Raw genomic sequence first — 19,489 nt, 5'->3', positions numbered from 1 at the left:
GAATTGAATGTCAGTTACATGGAAACGATCAAAATATATTATCTTTTTTTTGGTTTTGTTACTAGAGTTGGGGGTAGGATATTACCTAACATCCATTTATGGATTTATGTCGGGAGACGCTTCAAGCCGTGTAGCTAATGCTTTCTATGTCCTTTATAGTCGTGAGCCGAGCCTTGCAAATATTGGGTTTGTCTGGAATCCTCTCCCGAGTTTTATGGAGATGATTTTACTTGTATTTTATCCCCTATTCCCAGCACTTGCATCAGAAGGATTAGCTGCCGTTATTGTTTCCAGCTTATTTGCTGCTCTAACTGTAGCGTTATTAGTAAAGGCTGGAAAGCAATTCGGTTTGAACAAATGGTTAAGCATCATCTTTGCACTGCTTTACGCTTTTAATCCGTATATTTTTTATTATGGAGCTAATGGACTAACAGAGGTTATCTTCATTTATTTCATTAACATAGCTGTGATCCAAATGCTGCTCTGGATGCATAAAGATGGTGCAAGACCTTTGGTTATAGCAGCCATTGCAATTGCATTTGCTTTTTGGACACGTTACGAAACTGTATTTTTTGGGGCAGCACTAGCAGTAGCGGTCCTTATCTGGATAATGCAGACCAAAAAAGAATTAATGAAGGAGCGGTTGCAGCAAGTCGAGGGAACGTGGATTCTTCTATTAACGCCGGTTGTTTTCTCAGGATTGTTATGGATTTTCTTCAACTATACAATTATGGGGGATGGATTTTACTTTCTGACATCCAGCTACGGGAATTTAGGACAAGCTACCTTATTAATGGAAGATGAGAAATTTACTTCGCTGGTTAATAACCCTATTTCTACTTTAATTTTCGTTGCGGAGCGTTTATGGTATTTCAGTATACCGCTCATTATCATATTTGTGATGCGTATCATAGAGCGGCGAATATTCAGATGGGATTTTCTCATGCTGCTTATACTTGCACTCTCAATACCTTCGATGCAAGTTATTCTTTTGCTAAGGGGAGGGACTGCAGCGTGGATTCGATACTACATGTATGTATTTCCGATCGTTGTTGCGTGGATTCCTTACGAGATTAGCAAAATGAGATTTCGTAAAGTAGGATCAACCCTGCTCATTATTGGGATGCTTATAAGCGGAGTAGTCATGGGTATGATGATGAATAATCCGAAAATCGCATCCGATGAATATGAGGCTTTCCGTCAAAATAAGCTGTTTGAAGAACAACAAGCTGGCGCAGCGGTAACAGCATTCATTAATAAAAATGTGCCTAACCAGATGATTCTTACAGACTCATTCAGCAGCTTTAGAATTATTATGGGCAGCAGCAATCCTAAAAACTTCGTTATAACAAGTGATGATGATTTTGTAGAATCGCTTGAAAATCCTGCAGAGCATAACATTGATTTTATCCTGCTTCCAAACCCGAAAGCCGTTTTGTCCATAGATGGAGTGAACCAAAAGTATCCGGATCTCTATGAAAATGGAGCAGAGTGGACTACATTGTATCAAGAGTTTAATGGTTATTGGAAACTATATAAGGTGAAGTAGGCTTGAAATAATGAATCCTTCACCTCCTAAGTCCTAAGCTATCATCAACAACAAATCCCCTCGCCTCTACCCAAAACCACATCCGCATGAGGATGTGGTTTTTTGCTTTCTATGACCTGTCTAAAGACTTGTAGAAAAGCATATCCTGCCCGGATTATTAATCCAGAAAATGTAAAAATGTCACATGATAATTTGATGACTACAGTCACTATTTATCTTAATTTAAAAGTATTACAATAAAGGATGGTCCTAAAGATTTAACTTTTGCTAGAGTTGAAGCCTAATAGAAATTATAAAATGATACACTGGAGGCTGCTCTTGAAGATGAACCCACAACTGTTACGAGACTTCCCATTCTTCGAACATCTTGATGATGAATATTTAGCTGAAATTGCCAAGTTATGTAGCGAGCGTACTTATATAAAGGGAGAGTCCATCTTTTTTGAAGGTGAAGAGGGAGAGGAACTCTATCTGGTTATATCTGGAGTTGTTCAAATCTATCAAGATAACCACTCTAGGGATGTAATCCTTTCTATTTTTAGAGAAGGTGATTTCTTTGGAGAGATGGCTTTATTGCAAAATGAAAGAGCACGTTCTGCGTCTGCAAGAACCATTGAGAAATCCACCTTATGTATTCTGAAAAAACGCGATTTCATACCCTTATTAAAAAGTAATCCGGAAATACTAATCGGCATTTTGGAAACAGCGTTAGATCGTCTACGTGATGCCAATAAATTAATAACAGACTTGACCGTTATTGACGTGCGTACGCGCATTGCTCGCGTGTTGTTGCGTCTAACAGAACAGCATGGAGTGCCCTCTGATGAGGGTGTTCTAATCGATTTGAAGCTGACGCATCAACACCTGGCGGATATGACAGGAACGGCGCGCGAGACCGTGACAAAATCATTGCTTGGATTACAGGATGAGCAGTTAATACGTATTGATCAGAGGAAAATACTCGTGTGCAACATAGATAGACTTAGAAATATACTTGATGTAATTTGAGTCCGACTATTTGGAAATTGTAATTGGGGTTACAGACCATTAATCACCCAAAATGATATAACAATATTAACAAAGAAAGCGCATATTTGGATTTGTTAATCGCAATGACGCAATGATCATCCATAAATGAAAAGAGGAAATGAAATGAGCGTGAAAAAATTAGTTTTATCTATGTCAGGTACTTTTGTACTGGGGATCATTGTAGGAGGGGCTTTGTTGTATAACAATTCGGTGTATAACTCTGTTAAGGATGCCCTGAATGGAAATGCCACGCAAAATTCGGTAGGTAGCGTTGATATGAGTGGTATGACACAGGTTAACATTCAGGGCATGGATCTTGAAGCAGCAATGATGGCTGTACAGTCGAGTCGTGCAAGTATGTTAGAGGATCAGTTGAAAGATCAAATCGCATCCGTACAAGCCAAGAATGAAACAATCTCAAAACTGAATCAATTGCTAGGAGTGATCAATGAAGAGCTAGCGAAGCTTCCTTCAGGTGCCGAGGCCAACGCTGCTGTAAAGCTGGCAGATGACAAGGGGGCCATGTTTACTGCTATGAGTATGGCTATACCGCAAACAAAAGGGCAACTTGAGAATCTGTTGGGACAAATCAAATCACAGATTGATAGTGCAAGTAATAGTCAGCAAATGGATATGCTGCGCCTGCAAAGTCTAACGAATAAACGTAACGAAGCTTTTGATACAATGACAAATTTTATTAAAAAAATGCAAGATTCCAGAAGTAGTGTTATTGGAAATATGCGGTGATGAGTTAAACCTATGATACCAAGTGCTGCAGTCGATTTTCTACGTGATCATCCGTTATTACGAGGTATTCCTGATGATGAGCTACGAAATGTAATTAACGCTATAAAACTTATGTCTTTAGAGGATGGACAACGACTTCTTATGGAAGAGTCCACCTCTAAGGACTGTTTCATTATATGGCAAGGGAAAGTGCAAGTCACCTCGGTGAACTTAGTTGGAAAGGCGCTGCTCTTAGCTGAACTTGGACCGGGAGAGTTAGTAGGAGAGATCGGTCTTATTCGGAACGTACAAAGATCAGCTAGTGTTACGGCAACCGGGCCAGTAAAAGCGTTGCGTCTAGACCGTTCCTCGTTCGAATATTTGGCAAACCTGAGTCCGCTATTTTATGAGAGTGTGCTTGTGAACATACGGATCCGAATGATCCATAGTATGCTTCGCAAAGCGACAATTTGGTCGGTCATCCCTGATGCTGAACTTCGAGGTCTTGCAGAGATTACAACGATCAAGAAAGTAACGAAGAGCGAAGAGATTATCGTAGAAGGTGCGGTAATGGATCAATTTCTCATGATTAGTAGCGGGAGTATCGAACTTCGCAGCCGAAAGCGGCGTAAGACTATTCTTCGAGATGGGGATTTTTATGGAGAGACAGAGTTACTAACGGACACGGTTTCCTCGCACACGTTGATCGCGGTAGAAGATAGTGAATTACTGATCATGGGTAAGTTAGAATTCTTAACTATACTTGATTATTACGCTCCGGTTCGTCAACAACTCATTGAGTTTCTAAATATGCGAACCCCCCATATGTTGGAGAAAGTGACCATCGCCTTCGGCGGGGAGTCTGTTGCAGAGGATAATAAATCGCTACCTAAGGCCAAGGACAAGTGGATGGAGCAATTACTCTGGTTGGTCGGTGGATTCCTTGTCTTATCCTTCTTGGCACTGTTCCTTCATAGCCAATGGTGGAAGATCGCCGCCTTAATTGTTGGAGGTGTGGTGGGTCCCCTAGCATTCGTAGCTTTTGTGAGAAATCAGCAGTTAATAGGCTTTCGTCAGAGGAGGCTTGGTTTAGTTTTAGTGTCTACCGCAATTGTTGCTATCCCTCTGGCTTGGTATTTAGAGCGGATTTGGCTTTTTGAAGTCAAAGCAAGTTCCTTTGACTTTTCGCAGTTTTACGTGCCTTTGTCTGTAGCTCTAATAGAAGAAACTGCAAAATTATTAGTCTGTGTGATGCTCGTTCGAACGCGAAAAATCCATTTTCTGATGGATGCAGTGGTGTTTGGTGCCGCAGCAGGAATGGGATTCGCTGCAGTGGAAAGTATTATTTATGGATGGGTGCATATAGACGAAGCCTCTTCACTTGGGATGCTCGCCGTCCTATGGATGAGAGCATTATTATCGCCATTCGGTCATGGAACATGGACTGCGATTGCAACTGTGGGTATCTGGTATGCAAGCAGTATGCATAAGCACTCGAATTTGGCGGACGGTAGACCGTGGACGAGAGGGCTACGTGCAATGGGGATGTTTTTGGCAGCAGTCGTGATGCATGCACTATGGAATTATCACTTTGAATCGGGTCTGATGAAGGCGGGAGCTATGGCTGTAGTCGGGTTTATAGGACTCTATTTATTATTCTCACTTATTCGTAGGGGAAGAAAAGAGGAGTTCCATGCATTGAATATGTTGAATCCAACCACGCATGAGGCGATAAGGCATGACGATCAAGTGAAGCCCATGACGCAGGAGCTTTACTGTGAAGGCTGCGGGTCATTGTCTCCTCAGGGTACCCGCTATTGTGCACGCTGTGGCCAAGCATTAAGGGTTAAATGATAACTAACTCTGACGTAGATCCAAAAGCTCCATTCCTAGAGGAACGGAGCTTTTTTACGTGTTTATTTAGAAGCATGTGAAGGATTGGATGGATTGCAAGCTCAATCCAGTGTAGACCCAAAATCTTCCACTCCACTGAAACCCCGCAACCGAGGTGCGTCCTACGAAACCGGGTAAAACCAGAATTGATTTCTATTCACGAGCCAAACGTACGTATTCCGAAACAAACAACCAGCGATTGCTCCCGGATCGACAGCCAAGGGCGAAACCGCAGATTGCTGAGGGATGAATTCCGGGTGCCGTGAGTTCCTGTTCCTCGATGTGGCTGCGACTCACTTAGCTTCTTCACATAAATCGGAGATTGCTTTGTTTTTGGTTAGTTGCAATAGAAGGTCATAGAATTGCTTTCTTTGCTCCATTGAAAGATTCTCCAGCATGTTGTCAGCGACTGTATCCTGGAAAGTAAGAACTTCCTCAATCGTGGATTGTGCAAGCTCCGTAAGCTGGATCAGTGTAGCTCGTCGGTCGGTTGGATCAGGAATTCGAACGAGGAGCTTATCCTGCTCAAGTGCATCAACAAAATCGGTAACGGTGCGTGCTTTGATCCCTAACTTAACAGCTAACTCATTCATACGGATATTGCCTGTTTCGGCAACGACTGAAAGCAGACGTAACCTGGGACCGGAGAGATGATAAGGCGTATTAAGCGCTAATAACTGGGATTGAAATTCTGTTTTAATGTAGTTGGTTGATCTCATTAATATGTGAATGACGTCTATCGCCTTGGGATGATCTGTGTTCATGGATGTAGTGCCTCCTTGACTTTATTGTCAATGTTTCATTCTCAATTTCATGGCAACGGTGAATATGTGTGTACTCTTAATGAGTACACTCTTTATATTATACTCTTATAAGGCGTATCCAGCTATAGTTCCATGTAAAGGATATAACTTGACAGGTGAGAAAATAATGAGTATCCTCAGTAATATATAAACTGAGGATACTCATTATTTATCTTTTTACTTATAATTCATTATGAATTTAATCAGAAAAGAGGTTTAGATTATGGCGGATACATCATCACAAAATGCAGATAAGCTGCTGAAAATACTTGTAGTTACCCTAATATTCTCGGTTATGAACGGTACGATGTTCAATGTAGCTCTTCCTGAGATCGGCAAAGAGTTTAATCTCGTTCCTTCGCAGGTTAGTTGGATTATGACCAGTTATATGGTGGTTTACGCGGTAGGTTCCATCGTCATGGGGAAATTGGCGGATAAATATCGGTTGAAGGATTTGTTAACGTATGGACTGCTTATATTCGCTCTCGGTTCATTAATAGGTCTGCTTGCTAGTGAGTTTTGGATTATTATTCTGGGCCGTGTAATTCAAGCTGCCGGTGCTTCCGTCCTTCCTGCAACAGCAATGATCATTCCAATCCGTTATTTTGCTCCCGAGAAGAGGGGGAGAGCGCTTGGAACTTCTGCGGTTGGGTTAGCGCTTGGTAATGCTTTGGGACCGGTCGCTGCAGGCCTCATCACCAGCTTTGGAAGCTGGAGACTCATGTTCGTCCTTTCCTTGCTTCCGCTACTGACGCTTCCTTTCTTCCGAAAGTATTTAGATAATGCGAGAGGGAAGGCAGGAAGTATTGATGTCCTTGGTGGCGGGTTACTAGCTGCAGCAGTCGCAATCTTCTTGCTTGCCATCACACAGATGCAACTGTGGTTGTTCCTCGGGGGCCTTGTCTTGCTAGCCTTATTTATCATTCGGATTCGGAAAGCTGAGGAACCCTTTATTAAACCCGTTTTGTTCCGTAACAAAACCTATTCGATTGGGTTGTTGCTTGCTTTTACGACGACAGCTATGAGCTTTAGCATGACATTCATGACACCACAATTTCTAGCGACAGTGAATGGTTTGTCCCCTTCGACCATTGGGTTCGTGTTAGTACCAGCTGCTATTGCTTCGGCTATCATGGGACGCAAGGGAGGCAGGTTGGCTGATGATCGTGGTAATTTCGTACTTGTGTTCGTCGCTTCGGTATTGTTATTTCTTGCTTTCTCCCTACTCTCTACTTTTATTGGATTATCGGCATATTTCATTGCCATCATTTTAATATTAGGGAACGTGGGCCAGACTTTCATGCAAATCTCGATGTCCAATACGATTTCGCGGACGCTGCCAAAAGAGGAAACAGGAGTGGGTATGGGACTACTCTCCATGATCAATTTTATCTCTGGCGCGATGGCCATGAGTGTAGTCGGGAAAATGCTCGACAAGGGTACTGCTGTTGTGCAGTTCAATCCTTTGAATACTAATGCTACTGCCCATGTGTATAGTAATATTTTTCTCGTCATGTCCTTAGTGATTATTGCGGTAGTTGTGATTTACCGTTATCAGTTTGGTACGGGTGCTCCCGGGTCGATGAGTATTAAGAAAAAAATGGAGGTTTAATATGCCGCATTCAGCGCCTTATGGATATTATTCCCTCTATAAATTAAGCGCATGAAGAAACCATGGAGGTTATAATAGATACAAAGAAGAACCGATGTTTACTAACCAACAGTACAATAGACCCCGTATCTTACGATGGGTGGGGTCTATTTTTTTTGGCGTAAGGCTGTAATGGGAAAATTGTGGAGTCGGTATTATTGAAAGGTGATTTAAATGTTAAAAGCTTATGGTTGGCTCACTTTTTGTGTAGTCGTATGGGGCAGTAATTTTGTGTTTGGAAAGATCTTAGTTGAGGACTTCTCCCCCGGTCTATTAACTTCACTGAGACTTTTATTTATAGTGTTATGTCTAGTAGGAATAACGGCTTACAAAAAGAATTTTAAGCTGGTGAGTAAATGGGATGTATTCCTAATTTTATCGCTAGGTGTTATTGGTGTGTTTATTAATCAATGGTCCTTTTTTAAAGGGCTGCAAACAGCTGATCCAACAACATCTGCAATCATTTTAGCTATGACTCCTATTTTAACGGGTTTATTAGCGGCAATTTTTTTAAAGGAAAGATTAACGATCCGTATGTTGATGGGGTCTATTCTAGCGATCATTGGTATTTATTTTGTCGTTGTAAAAGGGGGATCATCCTCTTTGCATTTTGATAAAGGACTACTGTGGATTGTTGTAACGATGATAACCTTCGCCATTATGATTATTATGACTAGGGTACTCTCACAAAGAATAGATCCACTCACGATTACTTTATATTCGAATCTGGTGGGCTTTATTGTATCGGTCCCGTTTGCCTTCTCGCTAGATACACCTTTACGAATGAGCTCGAATATTACGGATTGGGCTCTTCTGATCGGAACAGCTGTTGTTGTACATGGTGTAGCTACACTGGTTTGGAATAACAATATTCGCCATGTTGATGCTTCAAAAGCGTCTGTATTATCTAATTTAGAGCCTTTTGTAGCTATGATCATGGGGTTGATATTACTGCATAAACCGATCACAGGTGTAGAAATATTAGGGTCTTTGTTCATTCTAGCAGGAGTTATGCTATCTACGTATCAAAGGAAAAGTGCGATATTAAACCCGGTGGAATATCGTACAAGGCAATCGCGGAGCACAAGCTGAGAATGTCGTAAAACTCTAATATAGAGCTCGAAGCCCCAAACAATATGTTTGGGGCTTTTTTTATTAGTGTTCAGGTATAAAGGGGATACAGATATGTGTTATTTTCGGACAGGGGATCGCTGCGGCTCACCTCCACCATATAGATCCACAACTGAATGAGGTTATGGATTATTACACCATAAAATGTAAAAATGTCATATGACAATTTGATGACTGACGTCACTACTTATCACATTTTAAAAGATTTATTATATAGATTGGAGATAGTCACTGAAGGTGGCATGACCCTGATCTGCAGGAAACTTACAAGTGAATCTAGCGGTGCTTCAGGTAGCCGGAGGTAGCCAACCCCACAATAATATGTAACTTTATTTTCCAATGTACTTCATTATCTACGTTGACGCAGAATATCCGTATCGATAATAACGAAATACGGGGCCTTTACGTTTCTCGACCTGAAGCTAACGAAAACTTCAGATTTTTTGTCCATTACAAAGGGGGAAGACCATGTTGAAAGGAAGAAAACCAATCTTTTTTATTATCGCCGTTTTATTCGTCGGATTGCTGGCACCGGCGGCGGGTCCGGTTTTGGCGGCGGATCAGCCGATAACGACCCAATCGTTATCGGCAGAAAGTGATTTGTTATGGGACAGCGATTTTGGAGTGTTTAATAATGACATGCAAGGCAGGATATATATTGGCAAAGGTATTGAAGGAGGGGCTTATACGGCCCGAGGAGCCTTACGCTTCAATCTGGATTCTAACCTCCCGCATCCGGGTAGGCCGATCAAATATGAGCTTCAGCTTTATGTGAACTTCAAAGAAGGAAGCGATCTTGCCAATTTTTATTTAGACGCGTACGGTTCGGACAATAACGATATGGATAATACGGACAGAGCCGTCTTTCCCCAAAAATCCTCGATTAACTATACTCGGAAATCCAATAACCAGATACCCAATGACGGATTCGTAACCTTTGATGTTACGCCTATTGTGGCCGAAATCACGAGTGCGGTTGATCGGCAGGCTACATTCATCCTCCAAGGCAATGAAAGTTTAACGAACGCACGCGCATTCGTCAGCTCAAAAGAGTATCTCACCGCAGCCTATCATCCTAAACTCATCGTCACCTATGCGCAAAGCGATCCTCCAACTGGATCGATAGCGATTAACAACGGCGCACTGTACACGAATTCGAGCAGCGTGAAGCTGAATTTAACGGCTTCCGATCCAGATGTTGAAGATGTGTTGCAAGTGAGGTTTTCGAACGATCAGCTAACATGGAGCAAATGGGAAGACGTTTTGTCGAGCAAAAATTGGACGTTGTTTAATGCAGAAGGAATCCAAACCGTTTATTATCAAATAACAGACGGTAAAGATATCATAACTTTAAGTGATACGATTACGCTTGATACCGTTAAACCCGTAGTGAGCGGCATCACGAATAACGGGCTTTATAATTCAAATCGGACGATTTCCTTTAATGAAGGCTACGCAATGTTGAACGGCAGTCCATTCACCAGCGGAACCGTCGTGAGTGTGGAAGGAACATATACGTTCATCGCGGTGGATGCTGCTGGCAACTCAACGACAATAGAATTTCAGATCGACAAAACCGCGCCTACCGTGTATGGCATTATTAATAATGGAATTTATAAAGCAGATATGACGGTCACTTTTAATGAAGGCGCAGCTACATTGAACGGAAGTTCATTCACGAGCGGCGCGACGGTTTCCGCAGAAGGCAGTTATAAGCTCATTGTGACGGATACGGCAGGCAACGTTACGACAGTCAACTTTAGCATCAACAAAACCGCCCCAACGGTTACCGGTGTTGCTGACGGGACGAGCTACAATGTGGACAGAACGATCACGTTTAACGAAGGCACAGCGACTATGAATGGCCACCAATTCACGAGTGGCGCGACCGTTTCCGCAGAAGGCGACTATACGCTCGTCGTCAGCAATGCGGCAGGCAACATTACGACGGTTAACTTTACTATCGATAAAACCATCCCAAAGGTTACCGGCGCTACTGACGGAGAGAGTTACAATGTGGACAGAACGGTCACTTTTAATGAAGGCACAGCTACATTGAACGGAAGCCCATTCACGAGCGGCGCGACGGTTTCTGCAGAAGGCAGTTATAAGCTCATTGTGACGGATGCGGCAGGCAACGTTACGACAGTCAACTTTAGCATCAACAAAACTGCCCCAACGGTTACCGGTGTTGCTGACGGGACGAGCTACAATGTGGACAGAACGGTCACTTTTAATGAAGGCACAGCTACATTGAACGGAAGCCCATTCACGAGCGGCGCGACCGTTTCCGCAGAAGGTGACTATACGCTCGTCGTCAGCAATGCGGCAGGCAACATTACGACGGTTAACTTTACTATCGATAAAACCATCCCAACGGTTACCGGCGCTGCTGACGGAGAGAGTTACAATGTGGACAGAACGATCACATTTAACGAAGGCACAGCGACTATGAATGGCCATCCATTCACGAGCGGCGCGACGGTTTCCACAGAAGGCAGTTATAAGCTCATTGTAACGGATGCGGCAGGCAACATTACGACGGTTAACTTTACTATCGATAAAACCAACCCAACGGTTACCGGCGTTGCTGACGGAGAGAGTTACAATGTGGATAGAACGATCACCTTTAACATGGGTACTGCAACCTTAAACGGAGATTCATTTGTAAGCGGATCTGAAGTCAGAGACGAAGGCGACTACACGCTTATCGTAACGGACGGGACGGGCAATGTTACAACCATTCAATTCACCATCGACAAAACTGCTCCTGCGGTTAGTGGTGTGACTGAAGGATCTAGCTATAATACGAACCAATCAGCTGCATTTAACGAAGGTACAGCGAGTATGAACGGTGATCCATTCGTGAGCGGCGCGACCGTTTCCGCAGAAGGTGACTATACGCTCGTCGTCACGGATGCGGCGGGCAACGTTACGACGGTTAACTTTACTATCGATAAAACTGCCCCAACGGTTACCGGCGTTGCTGAAGGAGAAAGCTACAATGTGGATAGAATGATCGCGTTTAACGAAGGCACAGCGACCATGAATGGAGACTCGTTTACGAGCGGCGCGACTGTTTCCGGAGAAGGCAGCTATAAGCTCATTGTGACGGATGCGGCAGGCAACGTTACGACAGTCAACTTTACGATGAATAAAACTGGCCCATCCGTAATCGGTGTTGTTTACGGAGCGAGCTATAATACCGACAGAACGATCACCTTTAACATGGGTACTGCAACCTTAAACGGAGATTTATTTGTAAGCGGATCTGAAGTCAGAGACGAAGGCGACTATACGCTCGTCGTCACGGATGCGGCGGGCAACATTACTACCGTATCCTTCACGATTGATAAAACAAACCCGAAGATAACCGGCCTAACTGCAGGAATAAGCAACTATACGAGTCCGTTAACGATTGGATTCAATGAGGGTACGGCTACTATAAACGGCCAGCCGTTCACAAATGGAGCGACAATTACTTCTTCCGCCAACTATACGCTCGTCGTCACCGATGCAGCAGGCAATCAGACGAGTGTTACGTTTACGCTGAATGTCCCGACCGCTCAATCCGGTTCGGATTCAGTTTCAAGTTTAGTTTCAAGCTTAAGTTCAGGTTCAGAGCTGGAGATTGAAATCAATGGTGTGAAGCACAAGGATTTAGGAAAAGTAACAACTGCCGTTATTAACGGAAAGAAAGTGACAACGGTAACCTTCGACGAAGCAAAATTATCGCGTTACCTTGATTCCTTATCCAATAAACCATTCATTTTCATACCGGTTCACAATGATTCGGATCGTGTTCTTCTACTCTTAAACAGTCAAATTATCAAAACACTAAATGACCGAAACGCGGATATTCAAATTCAAACGGAGCTTGCTTCCTATCTCCTAGCCGCTAATCAGATTGATTGGAGCCTCGTCGCGAAGAGCTTCGGATCGGAAGATGCGCTGCGCAACATGGAGATTCAAGTCGAGATTAATAATGCGCCAGATAATGATATCGAGCAGGTTTCCAATAAGTTAGGGGAAGCCCGACTCTTGTCGCCGGTGATCAATTTCAACATATCGGCAAAGCATGGTGGTACCACGATTGAACTCAACAAGTTTCTCAGCTATGTCGAGCGGACGATCACTATCCCAAATTCGGCAGATCCCTACAGTAGAATCATGACGGGCATTACGATTACGAAGGACGGAAACATTGTGCCGGTGCCAACCCGAATAGTGAAGGAGAACGGCAAGACATTTGCCGTTATTTACAGCCTGACGAATAGCGCCTATGCCGTAATAGAGAATTCTAAAACCTTTGCCGATATTCAGAAGCATTGGGCGAAGAAAGAGATCGAGCAAGCGGCGTCGAAGCTGATTGTCCAAGGCATCTCCGAATCGAGCTTCCAGCCGAACAAGCAAATTACCCGAGCAGAGTTCACGGCGATGCTGGTTCGGGCTCTCGGATTGCATGAATTCGATCAGTCTGCAAGCTTTTCTGATATTAAAAGTGGTCAGTGGTATTATGAAACGGTCTCCATTGCGGAGGGCTATGGGTTAGTAACGACAAGTAATAGCAGTCAGTACATTCCCAACGAGAAGCTAAGTCGGGAAGAAGCGATGGTGCTGCTGGCGAAAGCCATGAAGCTTGCCGGTTTAGAAACAACGATTACCGATCGTGAAGCCACCCAACAGCTTAGCGCATTCAAAGATCACCACTTGCTTAACTTGTCCGCAAGAGCAGCTGCTGCGCTTAACATTAAATACGGAATCATTAAAGGCAATCAAGGTCAGCTTACCCCGGACAACGTCATTACACGTGCCGAAATGACCGTGATTCTACAGCGCTTCCTCGAAGCAGCTAAACTAAGCTAGCGACAGCGAAAACCTTCAACCGCAAGCCATGTGGTTGAAGGTTTTTTTGTGTATCGAAAGGGATTTGATTTGTCTGTAGATTTATATAAGCGTACAATAGGCTGATTTTCTGAGTCTTTAGATGTTCTGAAGTTAATCAAGCAAATAAAACCATTTTATGGTATGTTTTTTGCGATGGATGTTATAACTTGGGAGCTGCATAAGGATGATAGGGAATACGACAGGGAATGCGACAGACAAAGAACGGACGATATTTGATCATGCTGGAAATACGATTAAGACAGAGGATCGAGAGATTCGAATTCTTGCCAAGTATGAGGAACCGCTGGTTGTCTTGTTAGGAAATGTGCTTAGCGATGAGGAGTGTAATGAGTTAATTGAATATTCTAGGCAACGATTGCAACGTTCAAGAATTGGTGAAGACCATGCGGTCAATCCGATTAGAACGAGCAGTGGTGTGTTCTGTGAGGAGAATGAGACGGTTACAAGAATCGAGAAACGATTCTCTCAAATTATGAATATTCCTATCGAGCATGGTGATGGCTTGCAAGTTCTGCTGTATATCCCTGGCCAAGAGTATTTACCCCATCATGATTTCTTCACTCAAACGAGTCGAGCAAGTAGCAATAATCGAATTAGTACGCTCGTGATGTATTTGAATGATGTGGAGGAAGGTGGAGAAACAGCTTTCCCTATGCTTAATTTAACAGTGAGTCCTAACAAAGGTATGGCGGTCTACTTCGAATATTTTTACGATAATCATGAATTAAACGAGTCCACCTTGCATGCAGGTACGCCAGTGATCAAAGGCGAAAAGTGGGTTGCAACGATGTGGATGAGAAGACAAGTTCTTCGCTCATCATAGAGGTATGAACAGATACTAAGTTCCACATGGAGTATCAGTAAAGACACCTTAAAAGGTGTCTTTTTTCATTTTAACGGCAATGTCTACTCCACCAAAACGCCATTAATGAACGTCATAGTTTTATCTTTGAATTCAAGGATAAATTTGTTTGGAAAATCCAGATCGGTTTGAATCTCCGTCCCCAACATAACTTTTTTTCCTACATCATCAAAGGGATTGTGAATCAAGCCTCTAGGGGTATACCTAGTTTCGGAACCGATCACATTATTATTTTCATCGCGGATAAATTTGGTTTTTCCTGAGAACACCAAGTCCTTGCCGTTTTCCAAAGTCAGATGAACCTCCAAATGAGTCTTTGTCTTCTGATAATCGATGGTCACATCTTTTGAGGACACAGGGAAGCCAATCACAAAAAGTCCAATAAGAGCTGCAGCCAGTATGATTACCGATAAGATGGAAAGGACGATTACCTTTATGTTTTTTGATTTCACCTTTTTAAAATAATTAAGTTTGTTAACCTCTTCTTTATCAACAATAGGCACGTTTAGATTTGCTGTTGCAGTCATTTCGTTATATGACTGAAGGCAGCTTTCGCAGGTTTGCAGATGTTTTTCAATCTCTTCGTTGCTATGTAACGAGGTTAGCTTTTCGATATAGGAGGGCAATAAATCCTGAATGATCTCGCATTTCATGAAGATCTTCCTTTCATTAATTTTTGTTTTCCACGGTAAAAGGTAACTCTTGCCCAGGTTTCATCCCTTCCGAGAATTTCGCCAATTTCCCGAAAGCTGAACTCTCCGGTCAAACGCAGATACAATACTTCCTTGGTATTTGGATCAAGTAAATGAAGCTGTTTAAATAACTCCATTTTGTCTTGAGCTAAAATGAATTCAGTTTCTGTTGAATTTGTGTTAGAAAAAGGAAGGTCTTCTAATTCACAAGTCTTCCTTTTGTTCTGCTTGTCCAGTTCCTGATACCACACATGCTTAGCAATCTGACAAAGCCATACATATACTTTGCAGGTTCCATCGTATTTGTGTATGGACTTTATAGCTCTATAAAAGGTTTCTTGGGTGATTTCTTCTGCCAGTAAGTGATTATGACAAAAACTAAATACGAATTTATATACTTGGGTTGAATATTCCCTGTATAATTCCTCGTTGTCCTGCATCCGTTCACCTCCTCACTTTATATATCCGTAAAAAGCTATAAACGTTACAGCCTTTCTAAAATAATTATGAGTATAACGAAATAACGCCTCGGGTGTGTAGTATGATAAAAATCCTTAGAAATGTAAAAAAAGAAGGACTGCTTTTCCTCTATAATTAGATGAGATCTTATTGTACAAGTTACAAGGGGGCTCATAAATGACAATAAAGGTGAACCGAAAGTTAAATGAAGGTCCTAAAATTCAAAAAGAACAAGATATTGTCACGAAAATGATTCGTATATATTGTAAGAAAAAACATCACCATAAGGGGCTTTGCAACGAATGTCAGGATCTAAACGATTATGCTCTGAAGAGGTTAGCTTATTGTAAGTTCGGGGAAGTGAAAACGGCTTGTGCTAAATGCCCTATTCATTGTTATAAACCGGAGTATCGTCAAAGAATAAAAGGGGTTATGCGTTTTTCAGGTCCATGGATGTTACTGTATCATCCCATTGAGTCAATTAGGCATATTCCATTACCCAATAAGCTGAGGAAATAAGTAAAAAACGGACATCATTTGATGCCCGTTTTAAGATCTAGCATTTTACGTTCTATTTTCCACTTGGCAGTAGTTTATTCAATAAGATCGCTGCCAATGAAGCCGCTAGGATAGGTGAGCCCAATAAATATTGCACGAATGAAGGTAAGGAATGCAAGTAGTCGCCAGGAATGAGTACCAAAGCTAACGTGATAATCATCGGTATTGCGATAATATACATTTCTTTCTCGCCAATCGTTACGTTCTTCATCACCTGTACACCATTAATTGCAATGATCCCGCAGACGATAGCGAAGACGCCGCCGATTACAGCGGATGGAATGGAAGAGATCAGAGCAGCTAATTTACCAGAACAACCGAAGAGGACAAACCATCCTCCTACTGCGAGGAAAACCCGGCGGGAGGCAACACCTGTGATGGAGATAATGCCCGCATTGGTAGAATAGCCTGTTACAGGTGTTGAACCGAGTGCAGAAGCAATAAGACAGCCAATCCCCTCACCGATAACCCCTTTATTAATATGTTCGTCTGTTAAAGGTTTATTGATTACGTTGCTGACAGCAAACCAGGTACCTGTTGTTTCAGCTAGCAGTACGAGATAAATAATAACCATGGTGATAATAGCCGAAAAGTTGAACGAGAATCCGAAATCTACAAAAGCGATACGAGGCATGCTAAACCAGTTCGCTTTGCTAATCGCTGAGAAATCTAACACACCCATCATGTTAGCAGAGATACATCCAACTACTAACGCCATCATGACGGAAATAATTCGGAAGATCGATCCTTTATTACGGAACATAGAACCGAGAATCACGAATAAAAGGAGTGTACCTGCTGAAATAAGGGCTAACAAAACGTTCTGATTGATTGAAGCGCCTGAAGCTCCATAGATATTGTCTCTTATAGCAACAGGTAATAAAGAAAGACCAACTATGAATATGATCGTACCACCTACAATGGGTGGGATAAAGTTCTTAACGATTTTATTAAAGATCCCGACATAGCCCAAAATAATAACTAGAACCGCACCGATTAAGCTGGCACCTAATACGGAACTCCAACCCAGCTCCCCGCCGCCACTAGCGGCATAAATACTGACGATCGCACCAAGCGGAACATAAGATGGACCTTGCGCGATAGGAAGCTTCATACAGAAATAAGTCTGCACAATCGTTGCAAGTCCAGCAGCAATAAAGGTAGATTGAATCAACGCGCTTGACTGATTCGGTTGTAAGCCGATTAACATTGCAATCAGGAAAGGAACTACATAAACGTCCATTGCCAATACATGTTGAAAGCCTAGGATGATGGATTTACCGAAGGAAACTTTTTCATCAGGTAGAACGGTTAATAGTTGTGACTTCAATGGCGCTTGATCTTGTACGTTTGCTTGTGTTTCCACTCAGATGCCCACCTTATATTTTCTAGTTTTATCGATCCTTAACGTGAATGAACCTTTTCACCCTGTACCCAGACTTCACGGATATTCTCAGGTCGAGCTAAATACATCATCTTTTGAAACACGTCCTCTAAATCTTCATTCCCATCAAAAATAGGCAATCTAGCCGATGGTAATTTCGTATCAATAATTTGAACATCCCATGTATAGCCTTCTAGTATCCGACCGATAGGTAAGCTTAAACTTTTACCACCGCCAGCAGTAGCAAGATAGAAAGCTTCATCAATCTTAATCCGTGATCCTAATAATCCACGCTCTTGTGCAGGAAGGGAAGGATTAACGCCATCCTCTAGCATTCTTGAAGACATTACAGCTTGTCTTATGTTATCGAAGAGACTAGGTGAAAAACCTCCAGAAATATCAGACCCTAAACCAATCTCTACACCTTTGGAGTGGAAATGAGCGATAGGGATGACACTATTGGCAAAATAAGCGTTTGATATCGGACAATGCGCAATAGCCGTTCCTGTCTCTGCAAATAACTCTACATCGTCTTCTTCTAAAAAATTACAATGCGCCATTACAGATTTATCACGGAGCAGACCGAAATCATGCAAGGCAAAAGCATCGTTCTTCTGGAATCGTTCTTGTACATAACCATGTGCCCAATCACTTTCACTACAGTGCGATTGAATATGAGTATCATATTTGGCGGCTAAGTCTCCTAAACCTTGCAAAGCCTCATTTGTACAGCTAGGAATGAACCTAGGTGTCACTACTGGATAAACGCCTTGCTTAGTAGATTTGGCTAGTTCTTTTACCGCTAGTATAAATTCTTCTGTATCTTTAAGTGCGGTGTCGGTGTCAGTGTCGCGATAGTATTCTGGATTTCCTTGAGGGTCGTCCATTACCACTTTTCCAACGAGTCCGCGTTGCCCTTTATCCGCACATATTTGGGCTAATAGTAAACTGGCTTCTTTATGCACCGTTGCAAAATAAAGGGCTGTAGTAGTTCCGTTCGCAAGTAAAGTATCAACCACATCAGAGTAGACCTTTTTAGCAAAATTCAGGTCCGAAAACTTAGACTCCAGTGGGAAGGTGTACGTATTTAACCAATCATAGAGTGGAATATCTAATGCAGTTCCAGATTGAGCCCACTGCGGGGCGTGAACATGCAAGTCGATAAAGCCAGGCAAAAAATACTGACCTTCAGCTAATCGATGGAAGTTGTCTTGGCCTTGATAAGTAGCTAGTAAAGTTTGATAGTCGGGTTCTTCTGGTGAAACGATCTTTTCTATCATTCCATCTGTATTAATGCAGTAGAGATGGTCTTTTAAAATTTGAATTTCCTTTGGTGAATTGCTTGAAAATGAAGTGCCTAGGAATATTTGCATATATTCAGTCATGATTTCCGCCTTAATGTTCGTCTTTTGGTGTTCTTTTGTTATTATAATCCGTAAAAAATGATAAGTCTATACCTAAAGTCGAACGAAGAAGGAGGGTGGGGGCTGAATTATGCCCTGATTAGATCATAATTGTTAGGATTACGTAAAATGTATGCGGTTACTTACTTATGCTATAATACATATAGACAAATTAGGTTAAGCGCTTAAGAAAAATGGGTTAGGAGTGTTACTGAAATGAGAAGATATAACTTTTGGCGTCCGATCATGCTAATTATTGTCGCGTTGCTTACGAGAAGCCTGGTGACTAACGTATGTATTTTGTTTGGTATGCAGACTGAAGTAGCGAGTAGTATAGGTACGCTGGGGATGGTCATCGCCGGTTTAGTGATGTATAATCGCATGAACATTCGCCGTCGAAAATAACGAACAGATTTCTAGAATCCGATTTATCCGGTTGAA

General features: G+C 42.3%; 15 protein-coding genes and 1 pseudogene. 10 read left to right on the top strand and 6 right to left on the bottom strand.

All coding sequences use genetic code 11. The features are described from left to right. Positions 1-7: 7 nt before the first annotated feature. The 4 genes from MKX60_RS02880 to MKX60_RS02865 all read left to right on the top strand — a co-directional run bounded on the left by MKX60_RS02880 (position 8) and on the right by MKX60_RS02865 (position 5,158). On the top strand, positions 8-1,549 hold the full coding sequence (locus MKX60_RS02880; RefSeq protein WP_339244288.1) for a glycosyltransferase family 39 protein: 1,542 nt from the start codon (positions 8-10) through the stop codon (positions 1,547-1,549). Between the two features lie 324 nt (positions 1,550-1,873). Further along, on the top strand, positions 1,874-2,557 hold the full coding sequence (locus MKX60_RS02875; protein WP_042184055.1) for a Crp/Fnr family transcriptional regulator: 684 nt from the start codon (positions 1,874-1,876) through the stop codon (positions 2,555-2,557). Positions 2,558-2,701: 144 nt separating this feature from the next. Then, on the top strand, positions 2,702-3,325 hold the full coding sequence (locus MKX60_RS02870) for a hypothetical protein (RefSeq protein WP_076299962.1): 624 nt from the start codon (positions 2,702-2,704) through the stop codon (positions 3,323-3,325). Between the two features lie 12 nt (positions 3,326-3,337). Beyond that, a complete protein-coding gene (locus tag MKX60_RS02865) occupies positions 3,338-5,158 on the top strand; it encodes a PrsW family glutamic-type intramembrane protease (protein ID WP_341059049.1) in 1,821 nt (606 codons plus the stop codon). Positions 5,159-5,224: 66 nt separating this feature from the next. On the opposite strand, the pseudogene MKX60_RS02860 reads toward MKX60_RS02865, so the two are convergent. Beyond that, positions 5,225-5,457 (bottom strand): annotated as a pseudogene (locus MKX60_RS02860) (transporter); the annotation flags it as partial. Between the two features lie 33 nt (positions 5,458-5,490). Next, complete coding sequence (locus MKX60_RS02855; protein WP_076286808.1) at positions 5,491-5,961, bottom strand: MarR family winged helix-turn-helix transcriptional regulator; 471 nt, start codon at positions 5,959-5,961, stop codon at positions 5,491-5,493. A gap of 262 nt (positions 5,962-6,223) precedes the next feature. Between MKX60_RS02855 and MKX60_RS02850 the strand changes: the two genes are divergently transcribed. The 4 genes from MKX60_RS02850 (at position 6,224) to MKX60_RS02835 (ending at position 14,513) form a co-directional block, all read left to right on the top strand. Further along, entirely contained in the window at positions 6,224-7,612 is a 1,389-nt protein-coding gene (locus tag MKX60_RS02850) for an MFS transporter (RefSeq protein WP_341059047.1), read from the top strand. A gap of 213 nt (positions 7,613-7,825) precedes the next feature. Next, entirely contained in the window at positions 7,826-8,743 is a 918-nt protein-coding gene (locus MKX60_RS02845; protein ID WP_076286806.1) for a DMT family transporter, read from the top strand. Between the two features lie 507 nt (positions 8,744-9,250). Continuing rightward, positions 9,251-13,648, top strand: coding sequence for an S-layer homology domain-containing protein (locus MKX60_RS02840; protein ID WP_341059046.1), 4,398 nt, complete (start codon positions 9,251-9,253; stop codon positions 13,646-13,648). Positions 13,649-13,856: 208 nt separating this feature from the next. Next, positions 13,857-14,513, top strand: a complete 657-nt coding sequence (locus MKX60_RS02835) for a 2OG-Fe(II) oxygenase (RefSeq protein ID WP_371915751.1) — start codon at positions 13,857-13,859, stop codon at positions 14,511-14,513. Between the two features lie 83 nt (positions 14,514-14,596). On the opposite strand, the gene MKX60_RS02830 is transcribed toward MKX60_RS02835, so the two are convergent. Together MKX60_RS02830 and MKX60_RS02825 are read right to left on the bottom strand one after the other, a co-directional pair. Continuing rightward, positions 14,597-15,205: a zf-HC2 domain-containing protein gene (locus tag MKX60_RS02830; protein WP_076286684.1), complete on the bottom strand. Its 609-nt coding sequence runs from the start codon at positions 15,203-15,205 to the stop codon at positions 14,597-14,599. Next, on the bottom strand, positions 15,202-15,684 hold the full coding sequence (locus tag MKX60_RS02825) for an RNA polymerase sigma factor (protein ID WP_076286683.1): 483 nt from the start codon (positions 15,682-15,684) through the stop codon (positions 15,202-15,204). Before MKX60_RS02825 ends, MKX60_RS02830 begins: the two co-directional genes overlap by 4 nt. 196 nt (positions 15,685-15,880) lie before the next feature. On the opposite strand from MKX60_RS02825, the gene MKX60_RS02820 reads away from it, so the two are divergent. Next, positions 15,881-16,222, top strand: coding sequence for a nitrous oxide-stimulated promoter family protein (locus MKX60_RS02820; protein WP_042184071.1), 342 nt, complete (start codon positions 15,881-15,883; stop codon positions 16,220-16,222). Positions 16,223-16,274: 52 nt separating this feature from the next. Here MKX60_RS02820 and MKX60_RS02815 read toward each other — a convergent pair whose 3' ends face one another. After that, complete coding sequence (locus MKX60_RS02815) at positions 16,275-17,627, bottom strand: uracil-xanthine permease family protein (RefSeq protein WP_076286682.1); 1,353 nt, start codon at positions 17,625-17,627, stop codon at positions 16,275-16,277. A 38-nt stretch (positions 17,628-17,665) separates the two neighbouring features. Then, entirely contained in the window at positions 17,666-19,030 is a 1,365-nt protein-coding gene (guaD, locus tag MKX60_RS02810; RefSeq protein ID WP_341059044.1) for a guanine deaminase, read from the bottom strand. Between the two features lie 234 nt (positions 19,031-19,264). Here guaD and MKX60_RS02805 point away from each other — a divergent pair, with 234 nt between their 5' ends. Further along, complete coding sequence (locus MKX60_RS02805; protein WP_042184077.1) at positions 19,265-19,453, top strand: hypothetical protein; 189 nt, start codon at positions 19,265-19,267, stop codon at positions 19,451-19,453. Positions 19,454-19,489: the final 36 nt, after the last annotated feature.

Origin of the sequence: Paenibacillus sp. FSL R5-0914 (assembly GCF_038004525.1) — a bacterium.
Taxonomy (GTDB): Bacteria; Bacillota; Bacilli; order Paenibacillales; family Paenibacillaceae; genus Paenibacillus_AQ.
Note: the sequence above shows the minus strand (reverse complement) of the source record. Positions and strands in the feature narration are given on the sequence as shown.

Coding starts and splice junctions, on each gene's coding strand:
- MKX60_RS02880 (WP_339244288.1), top strand. CDS start 8: ATGTCAGTTACATGGAAACGATCAAAATATATTATCTTTTTTTTGGTT.
- MKX60_RS02875 (WP_042184055.1), top strand. CDS start 1,874: ATGAACCCACAACTGTTACGAGACTTCCCATTCTTCGAACATCTTGAT.
- MKX60_RS02870 (WP_076299962.1), top strand. CDS start 2,702: ATGAGCGTGAAAAAATTAGTTTTATCTATGTCAGGTACTTTTGTACTG.
- MKX60_RS02865 (WP_341059049.1), top strand. CDS start 3,338: ATGATACCAAGTGCTGCAGTCGATTTTCTACGTGATCATCCGTTATTA.
- MKX60_RS02855 (WP_076286808.1), bottom strand. CDS start 5,961: ATGAACACAGATCATCCCAAGGCGATAGACGTCATTCACATATTAATG.
- MKX60_RS02850 (WP_341059047.1), top strand. CDS start 6,224: ATGGCGGATACATCATCACAAAATGCAGATAAGCTGCTGAAAATACTT.
- MKX60_RS02845 (WP_076286806.1), top strand. CDS start 7,826: ATGTTAAAAGCTTATGGTTGGCTCACTTTTTGTGTAGTCGTATGGGGC.
- MKX60_RS02840 (WP_341059046.1), top strand. CDS start 9,251: ATGTTGAAAGGAAGAAAACCAATCTTTTTTATTATCGCCGTTTTATTC.
- MKX60_RS02830 (WP_076286684.1), bottom strand. CDS start 15,205: ATGAAATGCGAGATCATTCAGGATTTATTGCCCTCCTATATCGAAAAG.
- MKX60_RS02825 (WP_076286683.1), bottom strand. CDS start 15,684: ATGCAGGACAACGAGGAATTATACAGGGAATATTCAACCCAAGTATAT.
- MKX60_RS02820 (WP_042184071.1), top strand. CDS start 15,881: ATGACAATAAAGGTGAACCGAAAGTTAAATGAAGGTCCTAAAATTCAA.
- guaD (WP_341059044.1), bottom strand. CDS start 19,030: ATGACTGAATATATGCAAATATTCCTAGGCACTTCATTTTCAAGCAAT.
- MKX60_RS02805 (WP_042184077.1), top strand. CDS start 19,265: ATGAGAAGATATAACTTTTGGCGTCCGATCATGCTAATTATTGTCGCG.